The organism is Chitinophaga sp. RCC_12, from assembly GCF_041360695.1.
GTDB lineage: Bacteria > Bacteroidota > Bacteroidia > Chitinophagales > Chitinophagaceae > Chitinophaga.
The window spans coordinates 666,228-689,705 of the sequence record NZ_JBFUPS010000002.1 but is presented as its reverse complement, the minus strand read 5'-3'; the positions used below and the strand labels follow the sequence as shown (position 1 = coordinate 689,705).

At 47.0% G+C, this 23,478-nt stretch carries 21 protein-coding genes; 14 read left to right on the top strand and 7 right to left on the bottom strand.

Translation table 11 applies throughout. The features are described 5' to 3' along the window. Nucleotides 1–17 precede the first annotated feature (17 nt). From ccoN to AB6805_RS08060, 9 genes are all read left to right on the top strand, one after another. Entirely contained in the window at nucleotides 18–2,162 is a 2,145-nt protein-coding gene (ccoN, locus tag AB6805_RS08100) for a cytochrome-c oxidase, cbb3-type subunit I (RefSeq protein WP_370908930.1), read from the top strand. 11 nt (nucleotides 2,163–2,173) lie between these two features. Continuing rightward, nucleotides 2,174–2,353: a CcoQ/FixQ family Cbb3-type cytochrome c oxidase assembly chaperone gene (locus AB6805_RS08095; protein WP_370908929.1), complete on the top strand. Its 180-nt coding sequence runs from the start codon at nucleotides 2,174–2,176 to the stop codon at nucleotides 2,351–2,353. A gap of 10 nt (nucleotides 2,354–2,363) precedes the next feature. Continuing rightward, nucleotides 2,364–3,431, top strand: a complete 1,068-nt coding sequence (locus AB6805_RS08090; protein WP_370908928.1) for a cbb3-type cytochrome c oxidase N-terminal domain-containing protein — start codon at nucleotides 2,364–2,366, stop codon at nucleotides 3,429–3,431. Nucleotides 3,432–3,441: 10 nt separating this feature from the next. After that, the gene (gene ccoG, locus AB6805_RS08085) at nucleotides 3,442–4,827 is read left to right on the top strand and encodes a cytochrome c oxidase accessory protein CcoG (RefSeq protein ID WP_370908927.1); all 1,386 of its coding nucleotides are present in this window, start codon (nucleotides 3,442–3,444) and stop codon (nucleotides 4,825–4,827) included. Between the two features lie 36 nt (nucleotides 4,828–4,863). Continuing rightward, nucleotides 4,864–5,301 carry a FixH family protein gene (locus tag AB6805_RS08080; protein WP_370908926.1) on the top strand — a complete coding sequence of 146 codons (438 nt, stop codon included), beginning with the start codon at nucleotides 4,864–4,866 and terminating at the stop codon, nucleotides 5,299–5,301. Nucleotides 5,302–5,351: 50 nt separating this feature from the next. After that, nucleotides 5,352–6,080, top strand: a complete 729-nt coding sequence (locus AB6805_RS08075) for a sulfite exporter TauE/SafE family protein (protein ID WP_370908925.1) — start codon at nucleotides 5,352–5,354, stop codon at nucleotides 6,078–6,080. Continuing rightward, a complete protein-coding gene (hemN, locus tag AB6805_RS08070; protein WP_370908924.1) occupies nucleotides 6,064–7,422 on the top strand; it encodes an oxygen-independent coproporphyrinogen III oxidase in 1,359 nt (452 codons plus the stop codon). Before AB6805_RS08075 ends, hemN begins: the two co-directional genes overlap by 17 nt. A 641-nt stretch (nucleotides 7,423–8,063) precedes the next feature. Then, nucleotides 8,064–9,011 (top strand): UDP-3-O-(3-hydroxymyristoyl)glucosamine N-acyltransferase, encoded by a 948-nt coding sequence (locus AB6805_RS08065; RefSeq protein ID WP_370908923.1) that lies wholly within the window; start codon nucleotides 8,064–8,066, stop codon nucleotides 9,009–9,011. A gap of 66 nt (nucleotides 9,012–9,077) precedes the next feature. Continuing rightward, nucleotides 9,078–9,749, top strand: coding sequence for a hypothetical protein (locus AB6805_RS08060; protein WP_370908922.1), 672 nt, complete (start codon nucleotides 9,078–9,080; stop codon nucleotides 9,747–9,749). 212 nt (nucleotides 9,750–9,961) lie between these two features. On the opposite strand, the gene AB6805_RS08055 is transcribed toward AB6805_RS08060, so the two are convergent. The 3 genes from AB6805_RS08055 to pheS form a co-directional block, all read right to left on the bottom strand. Next, nucleotides 9,962–10,957 carry an NAD-dependent epimerase/dehydratase family protein gene (locus tag AB6805_RS08055; RefSeq protein WP_370908921.1) on the bottom strand — a complete coding sequence of 332 codons (996 nt, stop codon included), beginning with the start codon at nucleotides 10,955–10,957 and terminating at the stop codon, nucleotides 9,962–9,964. Nucleotides 10,958–11,009: 52 nt separating this feature from the next. Beyond that, the gene (locus AB6805_RS08050; protein ID WP_370908920.1) at nucleotides 11,010–11,879 is read right to left on the bottom strand and encodes a 3-hydroxyacyl-CoA dehydrogenase NAD-binding domain-containing protein; all 870 of its coding nucleotides are present in this window, start codon (nucleotides 11,877–11,879) and stop codon (nucleotides 11,010–11,012) included. A 72-nt stretch (nucleotides 11,880–11,951) separates the two neighbouring features. Further along, nucleotides 11,952–12,980 (bottom strand): phenylalanine--tRNA ligase subunit alpha, encoded by a 1,029-nt coding sequence (gene pheS, locus AB6805_RS08045; protein ID WP_089896762.1) that lies wholly within the window; start codon nucleotides 12,978–12,980, stop codon nucleotides 11,952–11,954. Nucleotides 12,981–13,082: 102 nt separating this feature from the next. Between pheS and AB6805_RS08040 the strand changes: the two genes are divergently transcribed. Beyond that, nucleotides 13,083–13,919: a sensor histidine kinase gene (locus AB6805_RS08040; RefSeq protein ID WP_370908919.1), complete on the top strand. Its 837-nt coding sequence runs from the start codon at nucleotides 13,083–13,085 to the stop codon at nucleotides 13,917–13,919. Here the strand turns inward: AB6805_RS08040 and AB6805_RS08035 are convergent. Beyond that, nucleotides 13,916–14,602, bottom strand: coding sequence for a response regulator transcription factor (locus AB6805_RS08035; RefSeq protein WP_370908918.1), 687 nt, complete (start codon nucleotides 14,600–14,602; stop codon nucleotides 13,916–13,918). The genes AB6805_RS08040 and AB6805_RS08035 overlap by 4 nt on opposite strands. A 17-nt stretch (nucleotides 14,603–14,619) precedes the next feature. After that, the gene (locus tag AB6805_RS08030) at nucleotides 14,620–16,059 is read right to left on the bottom strand and encodes a sensor histidine kinase (protein WP_370908917.1); all 1,440 of its coding nucleotides are present in this window, start codon (nucleotides 16,057–16,059) and stop codon (nucleotides 14,620–14,622) included. Between the two features lie 191 nt (nucleotides 16,060–16,250). On the opposite strand from AB6805_RS08030, the gene AB6805_RS08025 reads away from it, so the two are divergent. Both AB6805_RS08025 and AB6805_RS08020 read left to right on the top strand, forming a co-directional pair. Continuing rightward, nucleotides 16,251–17,033, top strand: coding sequence for a GLPGLI family protein (locus tag AB6805_RS08025; protein ID WP_370908916.1), 783 nt, complete (start codon nucleotides 16,251–16,253; stop codon nucleotides 17,031–17,033). Nucleotides 17,034–17,076: 43 nt separating this feature from the next. After that, entirely contained in the window at nucleotides 17,077–19,941 is a 2,865-nt protein-coding gene (locus AB6805_RS08020; protein ID WP_370908915.1) for an outer membrane beta-barrel protein, read from the top strand. A gap of 73 nt (nucleotides 19,942–20,014) precedes the next feature. Here the strand turns inward: AB6805_RS08020 and AB6805_RS08015 are convergent, their stop codons facing one another. Next, entirely contained in the window at nucleotides 20,015–20,296 is a 282-nt protein-coding gene (locus tag AB6805_RS08015; RefSeq protein WP_370908914.1) for a hypothetical protein, read from the bottom strand. Between the two features lie 212 nt (nucleotides 20,297–20,508). On the opposite strand from AB6805_RS08015, the gene AB6805_RS08010 reads away from it, so the two are divergent. Beyond that, nucleotides 20,509–21,402: a hydroxypyruvate isomerase family protein gene (locus tag AB6805_RS08010; RefSeq protein WP_370908913.1), complete on the top strand. Its 894-nt coding sequence runs from the start codon at nucleotides 20,509–20,511 to the stop codon at nucleotides 21,400–21,402. Nucleotides 21,403–21,460: 58 nt separating this feature from the next. Further along, a complete protein-coding gene (locus tag AB6805_RS08005; RefSeq protein ID WP_370908912.1) occupies nucleotides 21,461–22,915 on the top strand; it encodes an amino acid permease in 1,455 nt (484 codons plus the stop codon). On the opposite strand, the gene AB6805_RS08000 is transcribed toward AB6805_RS08005, so the two are convergent. Then, on the bottom strand, nucleotides 22,912–23,454 hold the full coding sequence (locus tag AB6805_RS08000) for a GNAT family N-acetyltransferase (RefSeq protein WP_370908911.1): 543 nt from the start codon (nucleotides 23,452–23,454) through the stop codon (nucleotides 22,912–22,914). The genes AB6805_RS08005 and AB6805_RS08000 overlap by 4 nt on opposite strands. Nucleotides 23,455–23,478: the final 24 nt, after the last annotated feature.

The following is a 23,478-nucleotide window of genomic DNA, read 5'->3' as shown; positions in this document are numbered from 1 at the left end:
CACCTTTAAATACCACTATGTCACTCGAAAAATTTTATTACGACAACCGCACGGTGAAATGGTTTGCCTACGCTTGTATGTTCTGGGGGCTGATAGGCATGCTGGCCGGGTTGTGGGCAGCGCTGGAGCTGGTGATCCCCGGCCTTAACATGGGATTTGCCCCCATTACTTTTGGCAGGTTAAGACCCGTACATACTAACGCCGTCATCTTTGCATTTGTAGGCAATGGTATTTTCATGGGAGTATATTATTCCCTGCAACGGCTTTGTAAAGCCCGTATGTTCAGTGATCTGCTGAGTAAAGTACATTTCTGGGGCTGGCAGGCCATCATCGCCGGCGGCGCCCTTACCCTGTTCCTGGGCTACACTACCGGCAAAGAATATGCAGAGCTGGAATGGCCCTTTGATATTGCCATCACCCTTATCTGGGTAGTGTTTGGCGCCAACATGCTGGGTACTATCCTGCGCAGGCGCGAGTCACATTTATACGTAGCTATCTGGTTCTACATCGGCACCTGGGTAGCTATTGCCATGTTACATATTATCAACTCTTTTGAATTCCCTTTATCCCTGTTCAAAAGTTACAGCTGGTATGCGGGCGTACAGGATGCGCTGGTACAGTGGTGGTACGGACATAATGCGGTGGCGTTTTTTCTCACCACGCCTTACCTTGGGCTGATGTACTATTTTGTACCTAAGGCCACCAACAGGCCGGTGTACTCGTATCGCTGGTCCATCATCCACTTCTGGTCGCTGATATTTATTTATATCTGGGCCGGCCCGCATCACCTGCTGTACACTGCTTTACCCGAATGGGCCCAATCATTGGGAACAGCTTTCAGCATTATGCTGATCGCTCCATCCTGGGGTGGTATGCTCAACGGCCTGCTTACCCTGCGCGGCGCCTGGGACCGGGTGAGGGAGGATGCTATCCTTAAATTTTTTGTGGTAGCGCTTACCTGTTACGGTATGGCCACTTTTGAAGGACCGATGCTGTCGCTGAAAAATGTGAATGCCATTAGTCATTATACCGACTGGACCATTGCGCACGTTCACGTTGGCGCATTGGGCTGGAATGGGTTCCTCACATTTGGTATCCTTTATTGGATGATCCCCCGCATTTTTGGTACGCAGCTTTTCTCCCGCAAATGGGCCAATACGCACTTCTGGATCGGCACACTGGGCATTATCTTTTATGTAATCCCGCTTTACTGGGCAGCCTTTACACAGAGTATGATGTGGAAACAGTTTACCGAAGAAGGACAACTGAAGTACCAGTTCATGGAAACAGTTACCACCATTGTTCCGATGTATGCGCTGCGCGCGGTAGGTGGTATGTTATATATCAGCGGCCTGATACTGATGATTGTTAACCTTACCAAAACGATCCGCAAAGGTGCATTTATTGCCAACGAAGCAGCAGAAGCACCTGCATTACCAAAAGAAATTGTTACACATGGTAAAGCGCACTGGCACAACTGGATAGAGCGCCGCCCTATACAACTGGTGGTATTCAGTTTGGTAGTAGTAGCCATTGGCGGCCTGCTGGAAATGATGCCTACCTTCCTGATCCGCAGCAATATTCCTACTATCAGCAGTGTAAAACCATATACGCCGCTGGAACTACACGGTCGTGATATTTACCTGAGAGAAGGTTGCTACAACTGCCACTCACAGATGATCCGTCCTTTCCGGGATGAAGTGGCCCGCTATGGCGAATACTCCAAAGCCGGCGAATTTGTATATGACCATCCGTTCCAATGGGGATCCAAACGCACCGGTCCCGATCTGGCGCGTATTGGTGGCAAGTATCCGGACTCCTGGCACTTTAATCACATGCTCGATCCTACGTCGATGTCGCCGGGTTCTATTATGCCTGCTTATCCCTGGCTCTTTGAAGAAAGAGTGGATAAAAGTAAAACGCCTGCCATGATCAACGTGATGCGGAAACTGGGGGTACCTTATGCAGCTGGCTACGAACAACAGGCTATTGCCGACCTGGAGAAACAGGCCCAGGGCATTGCCGCATCCCTTCAAAAGGATAAACTACCCATTAAAGCAGACCGTGAAATTATTGCATTAATAGCCTACCTGCAAAGGATGGGGAAAGATATCAAGTCGGCCCCAAAGCCTGCGCCCGTAGCCAATAACGCTGAATTCTAAACCGCAACGTCATGAAGTTCATTAATTACCTGGGATCTATAGCTGGCATCAGTATTTACCCGATGGCATCGCTGCTGTTGTTTACCACTTTTTTTGTGGCGGCCTCACTATGGGCTTTTAAAGCCGATAAGAAAATGGTGGATCATATCAGCCGTATTCCTTTAGATAATGACGACACAAATGCCCAATAAAAGAAAAACAATGAATAAACAGTTTATACAGCTACTCACCGGTGCTTTATTATGCAGTATCCCCGCCTTTGCGGATAGCGGAGCGGGGACGCCATCAGAATTATCTGACCCGGTAGCCCTGGTATTACTGGTGGTAGCCGGAGGACTATTACTGGCTATCGGTATCCTGGCCAATGCGGTGCTGGGCGCTATGGATATTTTCAGGGAAAAGATGAAGAAAGATGCCGGTAAAGCTTTAATGACTGGTGGTGTTGTTATGCTGTCACTCCTGAGTAGCAGCGCTTTTGCGCAGGACGCAGCTACTGTTGCCAGTCCTTATTTTACGAGGCTGTCGCAAACTTCTTTCTACCTGCTGATATCTGTTATTATACTGGAACTGGCGGTGATCATCAGTCTTTTATTCCTGTTGCGCTACCTCGTGGGCATCAAAAGAAAACGTAACCCCCCGAAAGCAGTGGCCCCTGGTAAACCCAGGGTATCATGGCTCGAAAAAATCAATAAAACCCGGACCGTGGATGCAGTAGCAGAAGCAGAGGAAGACATGGGCCATGATTTTGATGGCATCCATGAACTCAATAACCCTACACCTCCCTGGTGGAAATGGGGATTTGTATTCACTGTTTGCTTTGGCATCGTATACTTCTGGCGTACAGAAGTTACTCACTCTGCACCCGGCCAGCTGGAAGAGCTGGCGGCAGAAGAAGAAAAAGCGGCTGTTGCCAAACAGGAATACCTGAAAAAAGCCGCCAATAACATCGATGAAAACAATGTAGTGATGCTCACCGATCCGGCTGATATCGCTGCCGGGCAAAAGATGTTCGTTTCCAACTGCGCGCCTTGTCATGGCCCGCAGGGACAGGGTGTGGTAGGACCCAATCTCACCGACGACTACTGGCTGCACGGCGGCAAACTCAATGAAGTGTTTAAAACAATAAAATACGGCGTGGCCGATAAAGGAATGAAATCCTGGCAGGAAGACTTTTCGCCGAAACAACTGGCGCAGGTAGCCTGCTACATCAAAACGTTACGCGGCACTAATCCGCCGAATGCCAAAGAACCACAGGGACAGAAAGAATAAAGCAGCAGTTATGGCTAACAGCACCTTCAGAGATACAATAGCTACCGTTGACGGGCAAGGCAAACGCAACTGGATATACGCAAAGCAGCCAAAAGGCCGCTGGTATAATATCCGCAGTTGGGTGAGTCTCCTGTATTTTAGTGTTTTCTTCAGCCTGCCGTTTATTTCTATAAATGGCAGGCCTTTATTTATGCTGAATGTGGTGGAGGGAAAGTTTATCCTTTTTGGCGCCATCTTCTGGCCGCAGGACTTCTTCATTTTCGGTTTGGCTATGCTGGCATTCATTCTTTTTATTGTAGTGTTTACGATGGCCTTTGGAAGGCTCTTCTGTGGGTGGATGTGTCCACAAACCATTTTTATGGAGCTGTTATTCCGCCGCCTGGAATACTGGATAGAGGGAGATGCCGCTGCGCAAAAAATGCTGCAGCAATCGCCCTGGAATACCAATAAAATCATGCGGAAAACAGGGAAGCACATTGCCTTCTATGCCCTGTCATTTCTCATTGCCAATATATTCCTCGCCTATATCATCGGGGCTAAAGCGCTGGGTAAGATTATCACCGAGCCGTTATCTGCACACACCGGCGGCTTTATCGCCATCATCGTGTTTTCAGGCGTGTTCTATGGCGTATTTGCCTTTATGAGGGAGCAGATCTGCACAATTGTATGTCCGTATGGCCGTTTGCAGGGGGTATTGCTGGACAAAAACTCCATTTTGGTGGCGTACGATTACGAAAGGGGAGAGCCCCGTGGAAAGTTCCGTAAAGACGATTCCAGGGCACACGGCGATTGCATCGACTGTATGCAGTGCGTGAAGGTTTGTCCTACGGGAATAGATATACGGAACGGTACCCAGCTGGAGTGTGTGAACTGCACCGCCTGTATTGACGCATGCGATTTCATGATGGAGCAAACCGGCCGGCCTAAAGGACTGATCCGGTATGCTTCCGAAAACGGCATCGCCAGCAAACAAAAGCTGCGGTTTACGCCGCGGCTCAAAGTATACTCCGGGGTATTGGTGGTATTACTCGCTACTATCAGCTTTATGCTGGGCAGCCGGAAACCGGTGAGCGGCACTATTATGCGTACAGCAGGTATGTTGTACCAGGAAAGAGGCGCTGATAGCTTATCAAACCTGTACCGTATTAAGCTCCTCAATAAAACCGGCCGGGATATCCCACTCGGGTTGAAACTGGAAAATGAAAACGGCGTGGTGTCCATGATAGGCAATGCCGTAATTCATGTAAAGGCCGAAGGGCAGGGGGAGGGTACTTTCTTTATTGTATTGCCCAAAGCTTCCGTGCATCAGCGTAAGTCAACTTTATATATCGGGCTGTATGAACACAACGAAAGGATTACTCGTTTACGCACCACGTTTTTAGGACCGGTACAATAACAAGACAGCGCGTTCACATCTTAAAAAATTATTGCCATGAACTGGGGACATAAGATCATTATAGTGTTTGTTGTATTTGCCGCCGGCATTCTCACGCTGGTTACCAAAAGCATGCGTACCAGGATTGATATGGTAACGCCTGATTACTACGGCGAAGAATTGAAATACCAGCAGGTAATTGATGGAAAAGAAAATGCCGGAAGATTATCTGCACCTGTTACTATATCCCAGGAAGATACAGGTGTAATGATCTCTCTTCCATCTGAGCTGCGGAACAAAGCGCTCAACGGTAAAGTAACCTTTTACCGGCCTTCTGATTCCGGCAAGGATGTATTGATGCCGCTTCAACCGGATCAATCGGGACGACAGTTAGTGAGCCGGCAATTATTCGTCAGGGGACCCTATAAAGTGAAGATAGCATGGACGATGAACAACCAGCCATACTACCAGGAACAATTGGTAAATATTAATTGATATAACGAAGCAGGATAGTTATTTAAAAAATTACAAAAGATATACGCACTATGATCGCTTCATTTATACTTGGTTTTGTGGGCAGCTTTCACTGCATAGGTATGTGTGGTCCTATTGCATTAACACTGCCGGTACAACATCTTAACGGCAGCCGCAAATTAGGGGGCATACTGTTATACAACGCGGGCCGCATCAGTGCTTATGCCATCCTCGGATTGCTTTTTGGCTGGCTGGGCAAACAGTTATACCTGGGTGGGTTACAGCAATGGTTGTCGATCATCACTGGCAGCTTATTGCTTGGGCTGGTAATATTGAAATACGCCGGCATAAGATTAACAAAAGGCAGGCATCTCCCGGATATTTTTACTTCAAAAATAAAATCCCGGCTGGGCAGCCTGTTAAGGCAACAGCGTTTCCATACTTTATATGCCATTGGCTTTCTGAACGGACTCCTTCCATGTGGACTCGTGTACCTCGGTATTGCCGGCGCCGTTGCCTCCGGTGATGTGCTGAAAGGAATGTTGTTCATGGCTGCCTTTGGTGCAGGTACTTTACCTGCAATGGTGGGTGTTACCTGGTTCAGTCACCTGATCAATATGCAGGTGCGCAACCGGATGCGCAGTATGATACCGGTGGCGATCAGCATCATGGGCGTGCTGCTGATCCTCCGGGGACTGAACCTGGGCATTCCTTACATCAGCCCGGTGCTGACGCCCAATAGTGAACATGTAGTTGAAAATTGTTGTCATAAACCATTACATCATGAGCCTCATCAGTAAATATAACGTGGCTGCACCGCGGTACACCAGTTACCCTACTGTTCCCTATTGGGAAGAGCAAACTTTTCATCCGGAGAAGTGGAAAACGCTGTTGAAGAAATCATTCCTCGGATCGAACGGTAAAGATGGGATCAGCTTATACATTCACCTGCCTTTCTGTGAGAGTATGTGTACGTATTGCGGTTGTAATAAACACATCACCGTTAACCACGGGGTGGAGGGGCCTTATATTGAAACCCTGCTGAAAGAGTGGCAGCTGTATGTGGATACTTTCGGTGGGCGTCCGCACATCCGGGAAATACATCTTGGCGGAGGCACGCCTACCTTTTTCAGTGCAGCGCATCTGGCGATGTTGCTGAATGGCATTTACCGCACTGCGGAGCTGCTGCCTGATGCCAGTTTAAGCTTCGAAGGTCATCCGGGCAATACCACACCGGAGCATCTTCAGTCGTTGTATAACCTCGGCTTCCGCAGGATCAGTTTAGGCATACAGGACTTTGATATGCGGGTACAGGAAATCATTAACCGTTTGCAACCTTTTGGAATGGTGGCATCCGTAGTAGAGAACGCCAGGAAGATTGGATTTACCTCCATCAACTTCGACCTGATCTATGGTTTACCGCTGCAAACGCTTACAAGTATGCAGCATACGATTGATAAGGTTGTCCGGTTACGCCCCGACAGGATCTCTTTTTACAGTTATGCACATGTGCCCTGGATAAAGGGAACCGGTCAGCGTCGTTATACAGAAGCAGATCTGCCAAAAGATGAAGAGAAGCGGCAGTTGTATGAACTGGGTAAGTTACTGTTCGACAGCAATGGTTATACAGAGATTGGTATGGATCATTTCGCGCTGCCGGAAGAGGCATTGCATAAAGCTTTCCTGCAAGGGCGGCTGCACCGGAACTTCATGGGCTATACTGATTCTCCCACATCGTTGCTGGTGGGTTTGGGTGCTTCCTCCATTGGCGACAGCTGGTATGCTTATGCACAAAATGAGAAGAAGGTGGATGTTTACCAGGACCTGGTGAACAAAGGGGCGTTTCCGGTTGTACGCGGTCATATCCTGAACGAAGAAGACGGGTTGCTACGGAAGCATATTCATGAGCTGATGTGTGGATTTGAAACTACCTGGAACAAGGCAGACACGCAGTGTGATGCGATCATCGATGGCCTGCAGCGATTGCAGGAGCTGGAGCGCGACGGGCTGGTGCAGGTACTGCCTCAGAAGGTGGTGGTAACGCCAGCAGGAAGGCCTTTTATCCGCAACATTTGTATGGCTTTTGATGCCCGGCTGTGGCGACAAGTACCACATTCACAATTGTTTAGCCGCGCTATATAATTTGTCTTTCCCGCTGATTATACTGATTACTTTGATTTTACTTTTTGGATTCTATAAAGGATTGAAAAGATTTAGAAAGATATAAGCGAATATACCCGCTTCCATCTCCCCGAATCTTTTATAAATCCCAAAAAGTAAAATCAAAGTAATCAGTATAATCAGCGTAATCAGCGAGAAAGACAAAATCCGCGTTTTTTTTTCGCTTTTAGGCCAGAAAAACCCAAAATTTGAAAAAACGGGGTCCTCTACCGGGTTATCCATTTACCGGTAAATGGGGATGAGAAAGAAGAAGATGTAGTGATGAATTTTAGTGCGATAAAAATGTGATCTGCTGTAACGCTTTATTCATGCGGGTTTCAGAGGCAATAAAAAAAGTCTGACCGTTGGAACAATCAGACTTTCTTGTTATGTGAATGGGTTAGTAAGTACAGGGAAACAAAATTCCCTACACAATATTAAAAAGAATTTCATCACAAAAGAAAAAATTTACAAAAAATTTTATTCACACTACTAAAATAATTGTGGATAACAGCAGATCGAAACTTTCCGATCATCGTTATCATGCCTTCATATTTTGATGGTTGCAATTGCCGATTTACTACCTTTGTTGCTCTTAAACATTATTCAATAATTCAGAGTATATGAAGTTCGAAGCACCTGTTGCAGTAACGGAAATAGCAGCATATATAGGCGCAGAGCTGGTTGGCAACAGCCACCTGATGGCCACTGGCATCAATGAAATACATAAGGTTACACCGGGAGATATTTCCTTTGTTGACTTTGAGAAATACTATAACGCCAGTCTACAGTCGGCAGCAACCATCATTATCATAAACAAAAAGGTAGATTGTCCGGAAGGCAAGGCGATTTTGGTACTGGACGACCCGTTCAGTGCGTATGTAAAACTGGTTAAAAGATTCAGACCTTTTGAGGCGGCAACCAAAGCCATCAGCGACAGTGCCGTGATAGGAGAAGGCACTGTTATTCAACCCAACGTATTCATTGGCAATCATGTGCGCATTGGCCGCAACTGTCTCATTCATCCCAACGTAACCATTTACGACTACTGTGAGATCGGTGACAACGTAATTATCCACGCAGGAACGGTACTCGGGGCAGATGCTTTTTACTTTAAGAAAAGGGCGGAGCGTGAAGTGATCTATGATAAGCTGGAAAGTTGCGGAAGAGTGATCATTGAAAGCGATGTGGAACTTGGCGCCGGCTGTACCATCGATAAAGGCGTAAGCGGCGATACCATCATTGGCCGTGGCACCAAACTGGATAACATGATCCATGTAGGTCATGGTACCGTTATCGGCAGAAATTGCCTCATTGCTGCGCAGGTAGGTATTGCCGGTAAAGCTAAAATCGAAGACAATGTGATCCTGTGGGGACAGGTAGGCGTTAATAAAGATCTTACCATCGGGAAAGGCGCTGTTGTACTTGCACAAAGCGGGGTGCCGGCTTCCGTGGAAGGAGGTAAAACATATTTTGGTTCCCCGGTAGAAGATGCCAGGGTAAAAATGAAAGAACTTGCCTGGATCAAACGCATCCCCGAAATGTGGGAGAAACTCAAAGAAACCAGGTAATCATCAACGCCGGGAAACTACATCACCAGTTCCCGGCGTTTCAGCATATTCAAAACCACCCGCTTCATGAAGTATTTGTTCGCCGCCTTACTCTCCCTGCTACTTTGGAGTTGCAGCACCACCAAACCCACCGCCGTTAAATCATCCCTATACACCAGCGACCAGGAATGGGCCGTAAAGGTGAAAGACGGCTGGCTTAGCGCTAAAACCATTTCTTTTGGCCTTTATTCCACTACTTCCCGTAAAAACGGCGTAGCGGAAGCCACCTTCGTCAAAGACCCAAAAAACGCCTTTAATTTTTATCTGAACGGCAATGAAGAACACCTGTTGATACAAACCATGAACACTACAGCCATTGTGTTCTCCAACCGCGACTTACCGGCTTATTTAAGTAGTTTGCCGGGAGCCACGGACCTTCGCTATACATTGATCAACGGCACCAGGAATGAGCCGTTAAAACGCTGGGAAATGATCATTAAAAGCCCGCATTACCTGGAGCTGAATGAGAACAAACCGGCAGGCGTGTTACGGTCTACGGATACAGATATACGCATTACCGCCCATAACCGCTTTGGTAAGGTGAATTCCTATGAAAGTGTGTGCTACGAGTTTCAATACCGCGGGCAACCCATCGCAGCAGTAATACCAGGCGAAAAACCCCGGGTATGGATGAGCAGGGACGCCCCTCCCGAACTCTCCAAAACACTGGCAGCAGCTATAGCGGCGTTCCTTTTTTGAGTGGAGTACGCGGATGTTGTCTTTCCCGCTGATTACACTGATTATACTGATTTGTTTGATTTTACTTGTTGGATTTTATAAGGATTTAAAAGGATTCGGGGAGATATAAGCGAATATATCCGCTTATATCTCCCCGAATCCTTTTAAATCCAAATGATCAATCCCCTAAATCAGTATAATCAGCGTAATCAGCGAGAAAGACAACATCCGCGTTAATCCCGCGAAAGACCAGCTCCGCGCTCCCGGAGGTAGGCGGCGGAAATATGCTGGATTGTTTCTTCCAGTGGCCGGAACCGGAACCCCGGTAAAGCATTTAAGATCTTGTTGTTTTCGTAGTATACTTTGAGCTGGGCAGTACGGGCCGTTTCTTTAGTGATAAGCGGGTGTTTGCCCGTAAGCATTCCCTTCACCTTTTCGAGGCGCCACACTGCTTCGGCCATCCAGGGCTTTGCCGCAATATGCGGCGGCTTTTTACCGAGCGCCTGCGCCATATGGGTGAATAGCTGCCGATAACTCCAGTTATCGGCCGACAAGATAAACCGCTCTTCGTTGATGTCGCTGTCCATTAACCGGATCATGGCAATTACCACATCCTCCACATCCACAAATCCATTTACGCCCTGTGTGTAATAAGGAAATTCTTTCCAGGCATTTTTTATCAGGGTGCCGGAACCTTCATCCCAGAAGCCTGCACCCAGGATAATGGAGGGGTTCACAATTACCGCATCCAGTCCTTCTGCAATACCTCTCCATACTTCCATTTCTCCCTGGAACTTACTGATGCTGTAGCGGGAATTATTCTTACTGTCTTCCCATTCACATTCCTCGTTTATGGCCGCACCTGGCTTTGCTCTTCCGATAGCGGCTACAGAGCTTACATACAGGAGCTTTTTAACACCTGCATCCAATGCCATATTCACTACGTTGGCAGTGCCTTCGGCGTTAATTTTCAGCAGGCGGTCTTTATCCGCTGCCTGAAAGGAAACAACTGCAGCACAGTGATATACCTGTGTTACATCCGTCATGGCATCTTCCAGCGAGCACACGTCCAGGATGTCGCCTGGTACCCATTCTATTTTATCTGAAATATCCTGCAACCGGGGTGAAGGTTGTTTACGGTACAAGGCTCTCACAGGTTTCCCTGCGGCAACCAATGCCCGGATTAAATGACTACCCAAAAAACCTGTACCGCCGGTGACTAAAATCATGAAGACTAAAATTCTTTTTTCCAAAAAGAGGTTCAAAAATAACTAAAACCTGTTATTGTTCGTACCTGTAAAAACCCAATCCTGTTTTACGTCCCAGCTTACCATCCTTCACCCTTTGTTCCTGCAGCGCATTAGGTTTGAAGCGGGGCGCCTGCTCAAAAGCATCATACAGGGATTGCGTTACCGCCAGGTTGATATCGTTACCTATCAGGTCCATTAATGCAAAAGGACCCATTTTAAACCCGGCTGCTTCCAGCAACTGGTCAATGGTGCTGAAATCTGCCTGACCCTGTTCCGCAATATGCATGGCTTCCAGGTAATAATGCCTGGCCACCCTGTTCACAATAAAACCGGGAGCATCTTTTACCCTTACCGGCACTTTACCCATCTTTTCCGCCAGTTCATAAACGGTGTCTGCTACTGCTGGTGCTGTTTCCTTTCCGCTTACCACTTCCACCAGTTTCATCAGGTGGGCGGGGTTAAAAAAGTGCATACCCACCACTCTTGATGGATGAACGCTTACAGCCGAGGCTATTTCAGAAACAGACAGGGAAGAGGTATTGGAAGCAAAAATGGTTTCTGCGGTATTGATGGCGGCCAGCTGGTTGAAGAGTGCTGTTTTGGCGGTGATTCTTTCTACAATAGCCTCTATGATCACATCGGCTACACAGTCTTCGATAGCTGCGGTGAAACGGATCCGTTGCAGGATGCTGTCTTTATCTGCAGGAGCCAGCTTTCCTTTTTCCACGGCTACCGTCAGGCTTTTCTCAATCTGTGCTTTTGCCCTGTCCAGGCCGTCCTGCCGGATATCAAACAACAAAGTAGTAAATCCGCTGTAGGCTGCTATCTGTGCTATTCCGGCGCCCATAGTACCTGCGCCGCATACGGCAATAGTTTGAATCACTTTTTTGAGGTTTTTCATCCGGCTATTGCATAAATGCAGCGGGAAGTTCCGCTGCATTTATGCAATAGCCAAATAGCCTGGTAATAATATTTATACTGCTCCTTCAAATTGTTCCAGGAAACGGGTATCGTTTTCAGAGAACAGGCGCAGATCTTTGATCTGGTATTTCAGCATGGTAATACGTTCTATTCCCATACCGAAGGCAAAGCCGGAATATTTTTCCGGGTCGATGCCACAGTTGGCCAGTACTTTCGGATGTACCATTCCGCAACCGAGTATTTCCACCCAGCCGGTTTGTTTACATACATTACAGCCGGTACCTCCGCAAATGAAGCATACAATGTCCATTTCCGCGCTGGGCTCTGTGAACGGGAAATAGGAGGGACGGAAACGGATGCCCGTGTTCTCTCCAAACATTTCCTGAACAAAGTGATACAGCGTTTGTTTGAGGTCTGCGAAAGAAACATTTTCGTCTATGTACAATCCTTCTACCTGGTGGAAGAAGCAGTGTGCACGGGCTGAAATGGTTTCATTACGGTATACTCTTCCCGGGCTGATGATGCGGATAGGCAGCTTGCCTTCTTCCATTACCCTTACCTGGGCAGAGGAAGTTTGGGTGCGCAGCAGCCAGTCGGGATTTTTGCTGATAAAGAAAGTATCCTGCATGTCGCGGGCCGGATGATTTTCCGGAAGGTTCAATGCCGTGAAGTTGTGCCAGTCGTCTTCAATTTCCGGTCCTTCGGCAATGGTAAAGCCCAGCCGCTCAAAAATGCGGATGATCTTATTCCTTACCAGGCTGATAGGGTGCCTGGTGCCCAGCCGGTGAGGTGCGGCCGGTAAAGTATAATCTATATCGCCGGCATCGGCGCCACCAGCATCTTTCAGGTCGCTGAACTGCTCGTAGCGGGATTCCGCGAGTTGTTTAAACTCGTTTAATATCTGCCCGAATTCTTTCTTACGGTCATTCGGTACCTGTTTCATCTCCCCGAAAAGAGCTTTCACGATACCTTTTGTACCCAGGAATTTTATGCGGTACTGTTCCAGATCCGCTGCGCCGGCAGGCGTAAAAGCCGCTATTTCTTCTTTGTAGGCTGCTATTTGCTGTACTAACTGTTCCATAAACAACAAAGATAAGCGTTTAGGTGTAAACTGAAGAGGTTTAGCCATTGCTCCTTTTTTCACGGAAATGACGTATATTTTCATGAGCAAATCGAGGGGGTTATGCCTGTCACTACATACACTGTTATGCTGATACTGGCTGCAGCCGGCATTGTCATCTTTTTTCTCCTTTGTCTGCATTACCGTTCCCGTTACCTTCTTCTCAAAGGCAGCAGCGAAGCTTTGATCCAAAGCAGCCACCAGCAGGATGCCGCAATGCTCCTTCTCCGCACACAAATCACAGAACTAAAACTGGTAAACCTGAAATCACAGGTGAACCCGCATTTCCAGTTTAATTGCCTCAACGGCATATACACCGCTCTCATGACCGGCGAAACGACGCTGGCACAGGAATATATTTCCCGTTTTGCCGGCCTGCTCCGGAAAGTGTTAATGCTGGCTGATAAAGATTTTATCCCCCTGCAGGAAGAAGCTGATATGCTGGAGCACTACCTTAAACTGGAACAATTACGCACCAATAACGGGTTTGAGTATACGCTCTATACCGATCCGCAAATTTCTGCGGCAGCCCTGTATGTACCCTGTATGCTGGTACAACCATTTGTGGAAAATGCAATCTGGCATGGGCTGATGCACAAGCGTACAAACAGGCAGCTACATGTTCAGTGGATGCAGCTGGGCCCGGACCTGTATGCCTGTGAGGTAACAGACAACGGTATCGGAAGGGTACAGGCACTGCAATATCATCACGACGGGCTAAAAAGTAACAACCACCATTCCAGGGGCATGGAAATATGTATGGAAAGGGCCACCCTTTACCGCGCCATGTACCATAAACAATTTAACATTGAAATCTCCGATCTGCCGGGAGCGGAGAACACCGTAGAAGGCACCCGTGTGTACATTACTTTTGAATCCGATCCGGCTATGATTCATTAAAAAATCAGTTTGTAACCCACTCCCCGGATATTTACGATCTGTACACGGGAATCATCTTTCAGGTACCGGCGGAGTTTTGTGATAAATACGTCCATACTGCGGGCATTGAAAAAGTTATCATCTCCCCAAAGATCCAGCAATACAGCTTTCCGCTCCATTACCTCATTTTTGTTATCGTATAACCGGCGTAAAATAGCCGCCTCGCGGTGCGACAGGAACTCGATGGAATTATTGCGGGCAAGGGTTTGCTTGGTGTAGTTAAAAACATATTGCCCGATGGTTACAGCGCCTTCTTCCATTTCCCTGGTGCCGGGGTTATCGCCGAAACGTTTCAGCAGCGCCGTAATACGAACAATCAGCTCGTCCATGCTGAAAGGCTTTTTCAGGTAGTCGTTTCCCCCCAGTTCAAAACCTTTCACCACATCAGCAGTCTGCGATTTGGCGGTTAGGAAAATGATAGGCGTGAATTTATCCTGCTTACGGATTTCTGCCGTAACCGTAAATCCATCCATGTTAGGCATCATGATGTCCAGCACCACCACATCGGGATGTTCCTGCTGGTATATACGCAGCCCTTCTTTGCCATCGGCTGCGTACAGCATTTCAAACCCCCGCATCTCAAGGCTGTCTTTCACAATTTGTCCGAGCTGCACTTCATCTTCTATCAATAATACTTTGGGCATAAATCTCTTTTATATGGTTAAGCAGAAGGGATGATAATGGTAAATTCGCTGCCTTTGTCCGGTTCACTTTGCACATGTATGGAGCCGCCATGCATTTCCACTATTTTCCGCACATAACTTAATCCCAGGCCAAAACCCTTTACGTTGTGCAGGTTGCCGGTAGGCACCCTGAAAAACTTATCAAAGATGCTGCCCTGGTATACCTTCGGGATACCAATACCGCTATCTTTTACCCGGATCTTTAAGATACCGTTTTCCATACTGGTTTGAAGGTATAATTGTACGTGTTCGCCGGAATATTTAATCGCATTATCCACGAGATTATTAATCGCGCTGGCCAGGTGCGTTTTATCAACAAATACGGCTTTGCCGGCCAGGTTATTATCATAGCGTAACTGTAGCTGCTTTCCTGCTTTAAGCTGATGGTTGGAAAGGATGTTGTCAATTACTTCATTCAGGTCTGTTTCCTCCCGGAACAATTCAATATCCTCTTTTTCTTCGGCAGCAATATGCAGTACTTTTTCCACGAGATCTGATAAGCGCTGCAATTCATTTTTTGATATATCCAGGTACGTTTGTGTTTTACGCTGGTCGTTCAGTGCATTGAAGTTCTGTAACGCTTCCACTGCCGCAGATACGGTAGCAATAGGCGTTTTCAGCTCATGCGTCATGTTGTTGATAAAATCATTTTTTACTTCCGACAGCTTTTTCTGCTTGAGAATTGTTCTGAGCATATAAATAAAACTGAGGGTGGTAAGCACCAGTAATACCAGTGAGCTGAGCAGGGTCCAGATCATCTTCTGTAAAATAAATTGCAGGGGGGAATCGAAGCTGGCCTGTACGAACAAGTTGCTGGCGGGGTTAAAAGGAATTTTAGCCGTTTGCCTGGGCTCTCTCCGGCGGATGCTGTCTCTGAACGTTTCCCTTTCAAAACCACTGTAGTTCAGATGAAAGGTATCCAGTTCATAGGGTGTGGCAATCTGGCGGTTAGCCAGCTCCACTTTGAATACGGAGTCCAGTTTTTTAAGATTGGTACTATCGTCGTGTAAGTTGCTGGTAATGAGGAACTCGGAGATCTGCCTGGCCAGTGTATCCACATATATCCTGCTGGAAGAATCGCCCTTGAAAGCGGCTGCCGGAGGTCGCTCGGGGTAGCGGTCGAAATGCTGCCCCTTGAAGCGCCTGCCCTTAGGCATGCCTATTTCTTCCAGCTGATCAGCCAGTCCGCGCATGGGCGACTTCAACGAATCTTTATCTTTACCGTAATAACGGATATAGCGGCGCACATCGGAAAACTGCTTATTAAACACAGCCATCCGCAGCGATTCATTGATCTCTTTATTGAACTGTTCCTCTCTTAATTTGTATGAATTGTATAGCCAGTACCCCTGGAACAGAAATATTCCGAGGATACAGACAGACATGAGGATGAGAATATTTCTGATTCTTTGTCGCATGAAAGATTTTAAGATCCTTACAAAACTATCCATTCCACGGGGAAAAGAAGGCAATCCCTTAACAGTAATTAACAGTAAATAAGGAAGATTAACGCTTACAGACAGCTCTTAACAGTAAATAACAGTAAATAAAGCTTTTTAACCCAAAAAATGAAGACGAAGATTCACATTTGTACTAAAATCAATCAGGTATGAACCGAACTATCCGTTTATTCATCGCAGCAGCCACGCTGCTATCTGCTACCAGCCAGGTATATGCGCAGCAATCAGGAGTGATAGAATATGAAGTAACCGCCAAAACAGATCCCGAACGCATGCGCGGATTCCAGCGCGGTGGCGACGATGCACCCGAAATTCCGGATGTTATCACCTTCAAACAGGTATTTACTTTCAGCAATAACCTCGGTAAGCTCACCACCGAGCGCCCGGAAGGCGGCGGCTTCGGCGGCAGAAGGCAGCGCCCCGACGGAGATACCAGCACCCGGCGCAGACAAGGTCCAGGTGGTATGGGTATGGGCATGGGACGGGGTGGCAACGCCCAGTATGTAGACCTGGCCAATAAGAAGTATGAACAGGTGTTTAGCACCTTTGGTGATGATAAGAAAACTTATTACACAGAAGAAGATTTCATCTTTACCGCTAATAACAAGTCGTCCGACAAAACAAAAAAAATTGCAGGCTATACCTGTAAAAAGGCCACCATACAGCTGAAAGACGATACGTACACCGTTTGGTACACCACCGAATTACCCTTCACCTTCTCCCCGGTGAACGGATTATTACCCGACAGCAATGCCGTTGTGCTTTCAGCAGAAGGCGGCAAACGCGCTTTCACCGCAAAAAACATTAGCCTGAAAGCTGTAACAGATGCGGATCTCAGCATCCCTGCCGGTGCAGAAAAAGTGAGCCCCGAACAAATGAGAGAAATCAGAAGACAGGAAATGGAGAAATTACGTAAGCGGCAACAACAATAAATAAATTTCATCCTAACTTCCCCCTTTCCTGTTAAATTCATATATGAAGAAACTTATACAACTCTTGCTGGTACTGGGTTTGGGCATTATACATGTCCAGGCCCAGGCCCAACAAGGAAAGATTAAAGGCCAACTGACTGACTCTACCTCCAGGGATGCCATGCCCGCTGCCACGGTAGTGCTACTGAATGCAAAAGACTCCAGCGTTGCTACCACCACTATGACCGACAACAAAGGCAATTTTGAACTGACCAACATCGCCGATGGCGCATACCGGCTGTACGTAAGCTTCCTGGGCTATAAACCTATCAATAAATCATTGCAGATTAACCAGGACCATAAGGAAATATCCCTCGGTAACATCCCCATGATATTAAAAGGAGTAAACCTGAATGCCGTAGAAATACTGGACGAAAAACCACCCATTGTAGTTAAGAAAGATACCCTTGAATTTAATGCCGATGCATTTAAAACCCGCGAAAATGCAATGGTAGAAGACCTTTTAAAGAAACTTCCGGGCGTTACAGTAGATAAAGACGGCGCTATCACCGCACAGGGAGAAACCGTTACCAGGGTACTGGTAGATGGCAAACCGTTTTTTGGCAACGACCCGAAACTGGCCACCAAAAACCTGCCAGCCAATATTATCGACAAAGTACAGCTGATAGACCGTAAATCAGACCAGGCTCAATTCACACAAATCGACGACGGGCAAACAGAAAAAACGATCAACATCACCATTAAAAAAGATAAAAAGAAAGGGCTGTTTGGCCGCGCCACTGCCGGCTATGGTACGGACGACCGCTATGGCGTATCCCTTAGCTTAAACCGCTTCAGGGAAAACCAGCAGATGTCGTTGCTCGGGGGCGGTAACAACGTAAACAATATGGGCTATACCCAACAGGATGCCATGAGCTTCAGTTCTGCCGGTGGCGGAAGAGGAGGTGGCCGCGGCGGTGGAAGAGGTATGCAACAGATCATGGGTGGCGGCAACAACAGCGGTATCACCCGCAACTGGAACACCGGTCTGAACTTCAACCAGGACTTCAGCAAAAACCTGATCGTGAACGGCAGCTACTTTTTTAATGATACCAAGAATAATACAGAACAAAAAACAGCCAAGCAAACATTCAGTACCGATAAACAAGGCAACGCCACCACCAACTACGACAATACCAATTCCACCTCCCAAACAGATAACAGTAACAACCGCTTTTCTGCCAGGGTGGAATATACCATCGACTCCTTTCATTCACTGATCTTTTCACCAACCTATTCCCTTACAAACGGCAACAACTACAGCGTTACAGAAAACCTGTCGCTGAACACCAACAAGGATACATTGAACAGGGGACTCACTTACAATGATGGCCAGGGCAACAATGAAAATTATGGCGGCTCACTGCTGTTCCGCAAACGGTTTAGAAAAGCAGGCCGCACACTGAGCCTTAACTTTAATTACAACAACAGCGATAATGACCAGGAGAACTATGTAAAGTCAAGTATCAATTACGTTTCAGCCGACAGCATCGTTAACTTCAACCAGCGCAATCAAATAAATACCAATAGCCGCAACGAAGGCGTGAATGTTACCTACACAGAACCGTTGGGAAGGGATCGCTTCCTCGAAGCGAATTATGGTATCACGAAATACAACAGCACCAGCACAAAATATACTTACGACTATGATGATGCGAAAGGACAGTACAATATTATGAACGACTCGCTGAGTAATTCTTTTACCAACAGTACCCTGAACCAGCAGACCGGCTTTGCTATACGCACCAACAAACTGAAATATGATTATTCCATAGGACTGAATGTGCTGTTTAACAGCCTTGATAATAATACTTATTCATTCCTGAAGGGGAAAGATAGCCTGATCACACAAAACACGGTTAACTTCTCCCCACAGGCATCTTTTAACTATACATTTTCCAAGAACAAACGGTTACGCATAAACTACAACGGCAATACACAACAACCGTCTGTACAACAGCTGGCGCCCGTTCCGGACAACAGTAACCCGTTGTATATACAGCTGGGTAACCCGGACCTGAAACCATCTTTTACCAATAACCTGAGCGTTAACTACAATTCGTTTAACAACATCACTTTCCGGGGCATGTTTGCCCGGTTGAACGGTGGTTATACGGTGAATAAAATTATCAACTCCACTACATTGGATCCCGAAACCGGCAGGCAAACCGTGAAACCGGTAAACGTAAATGGCAATTACAATATTTCGGGTATGGTACACAACTCCATTCCCTTATCCAAAACACCGGGACAAAACCTGAACACAGGAACTTCCGTGAGTTATAATAAAGATGTAATTGTGAGCAATGGCATTAACAGCAACACCAATTCGTTGCAGTTATCACAGTCGGCCAACGTAAGCTATATGTACAAGGAATTGTTTGATATTTCACTGGGCGGCAGCATTAATTTCAATGCCACCAACTACTCCCAGGCCAGCGCCGGTGCAAGTGATACCCGCTACCTGGATTACAATATCAACACGGATTTCAATGTCAATCTCCCGCTCGGTTTCCTGATCGGCAGCGATATCACCTGTACCATGAACCGTGGCCGGCAGCCGGGTTATAACCTAACCTCCACCATGTGGAACGCCAACGTATCAAAGTATGTATTTCCGAAGAAACAGGGGATGATCAAGATCCAGGGATTTGACCTGTTGAGACAATATATCAGTGTATCCCGCACCGTGGCAGACAACTACATCCAGGACGTACAGAGCAATGTATTACAGCAATACTTCATGGTGAGCTTCACCTATTTCCTGAATAAGTTTGGCGGTAATAGCGGCAAAGGTGAAAGAGGCAACCGTATGATGGGTTTTCCTCCGGGAGGTGGCCGCGGCGGCATGAGACCAAGAGGCTTCTAAGTTGACCATCTATATAAAAAAGGGCATTATTAATCCGTATGATTAATAATGCCCTTGTTATTTAGAGAATAATTTAAATAGACATCGTTCTTCTTGGAGCCGTTACCCGCTTCAGTATCCAGGAAAGGGTAAACGTGGGGATAAAATCCGTACCTGGAAATAATTCCTCCATGAAGTTAAAAACACTACCGAAAGTACCAATCGTGCCACCAAACATACGGTAGAAAATGATGGCAGAAATCGGGGCCCAGATAAAGTCACTGACGTCTCCTAATACCGGAACTGCGTAACTGGCGCATCCTAACACGTCCATCAGGATGCAAAGCCATAAACTGGGAGTATATTTTTTTTCCATATCAACCTCCGCTTTTCAATACATAAACAAATTACTTACCAAATTCTAAACTAACTGTAAGTTACTATATAAACGCGGGATGAGCGCGGTTGGTTCTACGGAAAAAATAAAATCCGTATTTCCACGCTCTTTTCCGTTAAAAAGGCGGCAGGAGCTTGTAAGTAAACATAATTTCGCCTACATTGATGGCAGTTTTAAAGCAAACCTTTTTTATGCATCAGGAAAACTCACGCCGCGATATGATTAAGAAAGTAGCCACAATGGCATTCGCATCCACCGCGCTATCATCCCTCTCCAGCAGGGTATCTGCACACGATCTGGCAGTAGATGAAAAACTAAAAGGCAAAATCAACCACTCGGTATGTGCCTGGTGTTATAACATTCCACTGGATGAACTGTGTAAAGCTGCTAAACAAATAGGCATTCATTCCATCGACCTCGTTGATCCGAAAGACTTCGACATCCTGAAGAAAAATGACATGATCACCGCTATGGTGGCCAGTAACGGCCCGGATTGGAATATCGGCAAAGGATTTAACACCGTAGCCCACCACGATAAACTGGAAGAATATTTTAAACATTATATAGATGAAACCGCGAAAGCCGGTTTCACCAACCTGATCTGCTTTTCCGGCAACCGTAACGGCATGAGTGATCAGCAGGGCCTTGAAAACTGCACCAAAGGCCTGCAACGCATTACCGGCTATGCAGAAAAGAAAAAGGTAACGCTGGTAATGGAACTGCTGAACAGCAAAGTAGATCACCACGACTACCAGTGCGATCATACCGCCTGGGGTGTAGAGCTGTGTAAATCAGTGGGTTCTCCCAATTTTAAGCTGTTATACGACATTTACCATATGCAGATCATGGAAGGGGATGTAATCCGTAATATCCGCGACCACCACGATTATATTGCGCATTATCACACCGGCGGTGTACCGGGCCGTCATGAAATTGATGAAACCCAGGAGCTGTATTATCCGGCTATCATGAAAGCGATCTACGAAACCGGCTTTAAAGGCCACGTGGCCCAGGAGTTTATTCCTGCCCATAAAGACCAGATCGCATCGCTCCGCCAGGCAGTAGGAATCTGCGATCTGGCTTAAATTCATAAATATATCCTACTTTCGCGGACCAGTCTACTAAAACAGTAGGGTATATAACATGAACCAAAATTACAAAAAGCCTTTATCATGGCTGCTCAACGAGTCGGCCAGTGAAAGTAAAGATACCCTCAAACGCACGCTGAATGGCTTTCAGCTGCTGATGCTGGGCCTGGGCGTTATTATCGGTGCAGGATTATTTTCCCTTACGGGACCTGCAGCCGGCAATAACGCCGGGCCGGCAGTTACACTCTCCTTTATAGTGGCTGGTGTTGGCTGCGCTTTTGCCGGTCTTTGCTATGCCGAATTTGCCTCCATGATCCCGGTGGCTGGCAGCGCATACACCTACGCCTACACGACAATGGGAGAGCGGCTTGCCTGGATAATAGGCTGGGACCTGGTGCTCGAATTTTCCGTGGGAGCCGCCACCGTGGCTATCAGCTGGTCCAATTACCTGGTCGCATTCCTTGCAGGATATAAAATTTACATTCCCGCACAGTTTTCACACTCCCCGTTTGAAACCATCACGCTGGCAAACGGCGTAACCACCCACGGCTATTTCAATCTCCCTGCAGCATTGGTCATTATCCTGATGTCGGCGATCCTCATGCGTGGCACCAAAGGCTCGGCCATATGGAACGCAGTAGTGGTGTCGCTTAAAGTAGGCGTAGTACTTGTTTTTATCGCCCTGGGCTGGAAGTATATACAGCCGGCTAATCTCACCCCATATATTCCTAAAAACACAGGCACCTTTGGAGAATATGGCATATCCGGTATTTTGCGCGGAGCAGGTGTCATCTTCTTTGTATATCTCGGTTTTGATATTGTGAGTACCGCCGCCCAGGAAACCAAAAATCCACGGCGTAATATGCCCATCGGCATTCTTGGATCACTGGCGGTATGTACGGTCCTGTTCATTCTCTTTTCCCACGTACTCACCGGACTGGCGCCTTATAAAGAGTTCAAAAACAGCGCAGCACCGGTAGCTATTGCCATTGCGCACACACCCTACAAATGGCTTGGGCAAATGATTATCCTCGCCATCATAGTGGGTTATACCTCCGTGATCCTGGTGGATCTCTGGGGACAATCGAGGGTGTTTTACAGTATGGCTAAAGATGGGCTGCTGCCAAAGATATTTTCGGATGTTCATCCCCGTTACCGTACTCCCTGGAAATCGAATATCCTTTTCTGTGTGTTTGTAAGTTTGTTTGCCGCACTGGTACCGGTAAGGGTAGTAGGGGAGATGACCAGCATTGGTACCCTGCTCGCATTTGTGATCGTATGCGCAGGGGTTTGGATAATGCGGTATTCTATGCCGGATGCACCGCGCGCATTTAAAACACCGTGGGTTCCCTTTGTGCCATTAATGGGCATTATCACCTGTGCCGTTATGATGGCTTTTCTGCCCTGGGACACCTGGTTACGCCTCATTGTATGGATGGCGATAGGTATGGTGATCTATGAATTTTATGGTAAGAAGCACAGTAAAGTGCGTAAGCAGCTGAAAAGCTAATATTTCCAGTCCTGCCGCAACACACCCATTACCACCATATCCACATACTGCCCGTGCAGTTTGGCGCTGTGGCGCAATATTCCTTCTTTGGCAAATCCCAGTCTGATTGGGATTTGCCCGCTACGTTCGTTCTGCAATACAAAGCGGATCTCTATCTTATTCAGGTGGAGTTTTTTGAAGGCAAAAGAAATAAGTCCTTTGCACGCGGCGGTAGCAATGCCTTTCCGCTGAAAACTTTCTCCTATCCAATATCCTATTTCTGCTTTCTGCAATTGGTGATCCCATCCGTGGAGATCAATGACCCCGCAAAACTGCTCCTTGTACCATACGCCCAGCGCAATGGCTTCCTGTTCTTCAGCTTTGCGTAACATCAACTGTATAAAGCGGAGGGAATGTTCTTCGTTGGTATTATAATCTACCCAGGGTAAAAATCTGCGCAGGCTTTTACGGGATGCATCCAGTTGTTTATATACCAAAGGAGCATCCTGGACCTGGAGCTGCCGGAGGTATATGTTTTCATTAACGGTTATTTCGAACATAACTGGATTTAAAAGGGCGTTAAA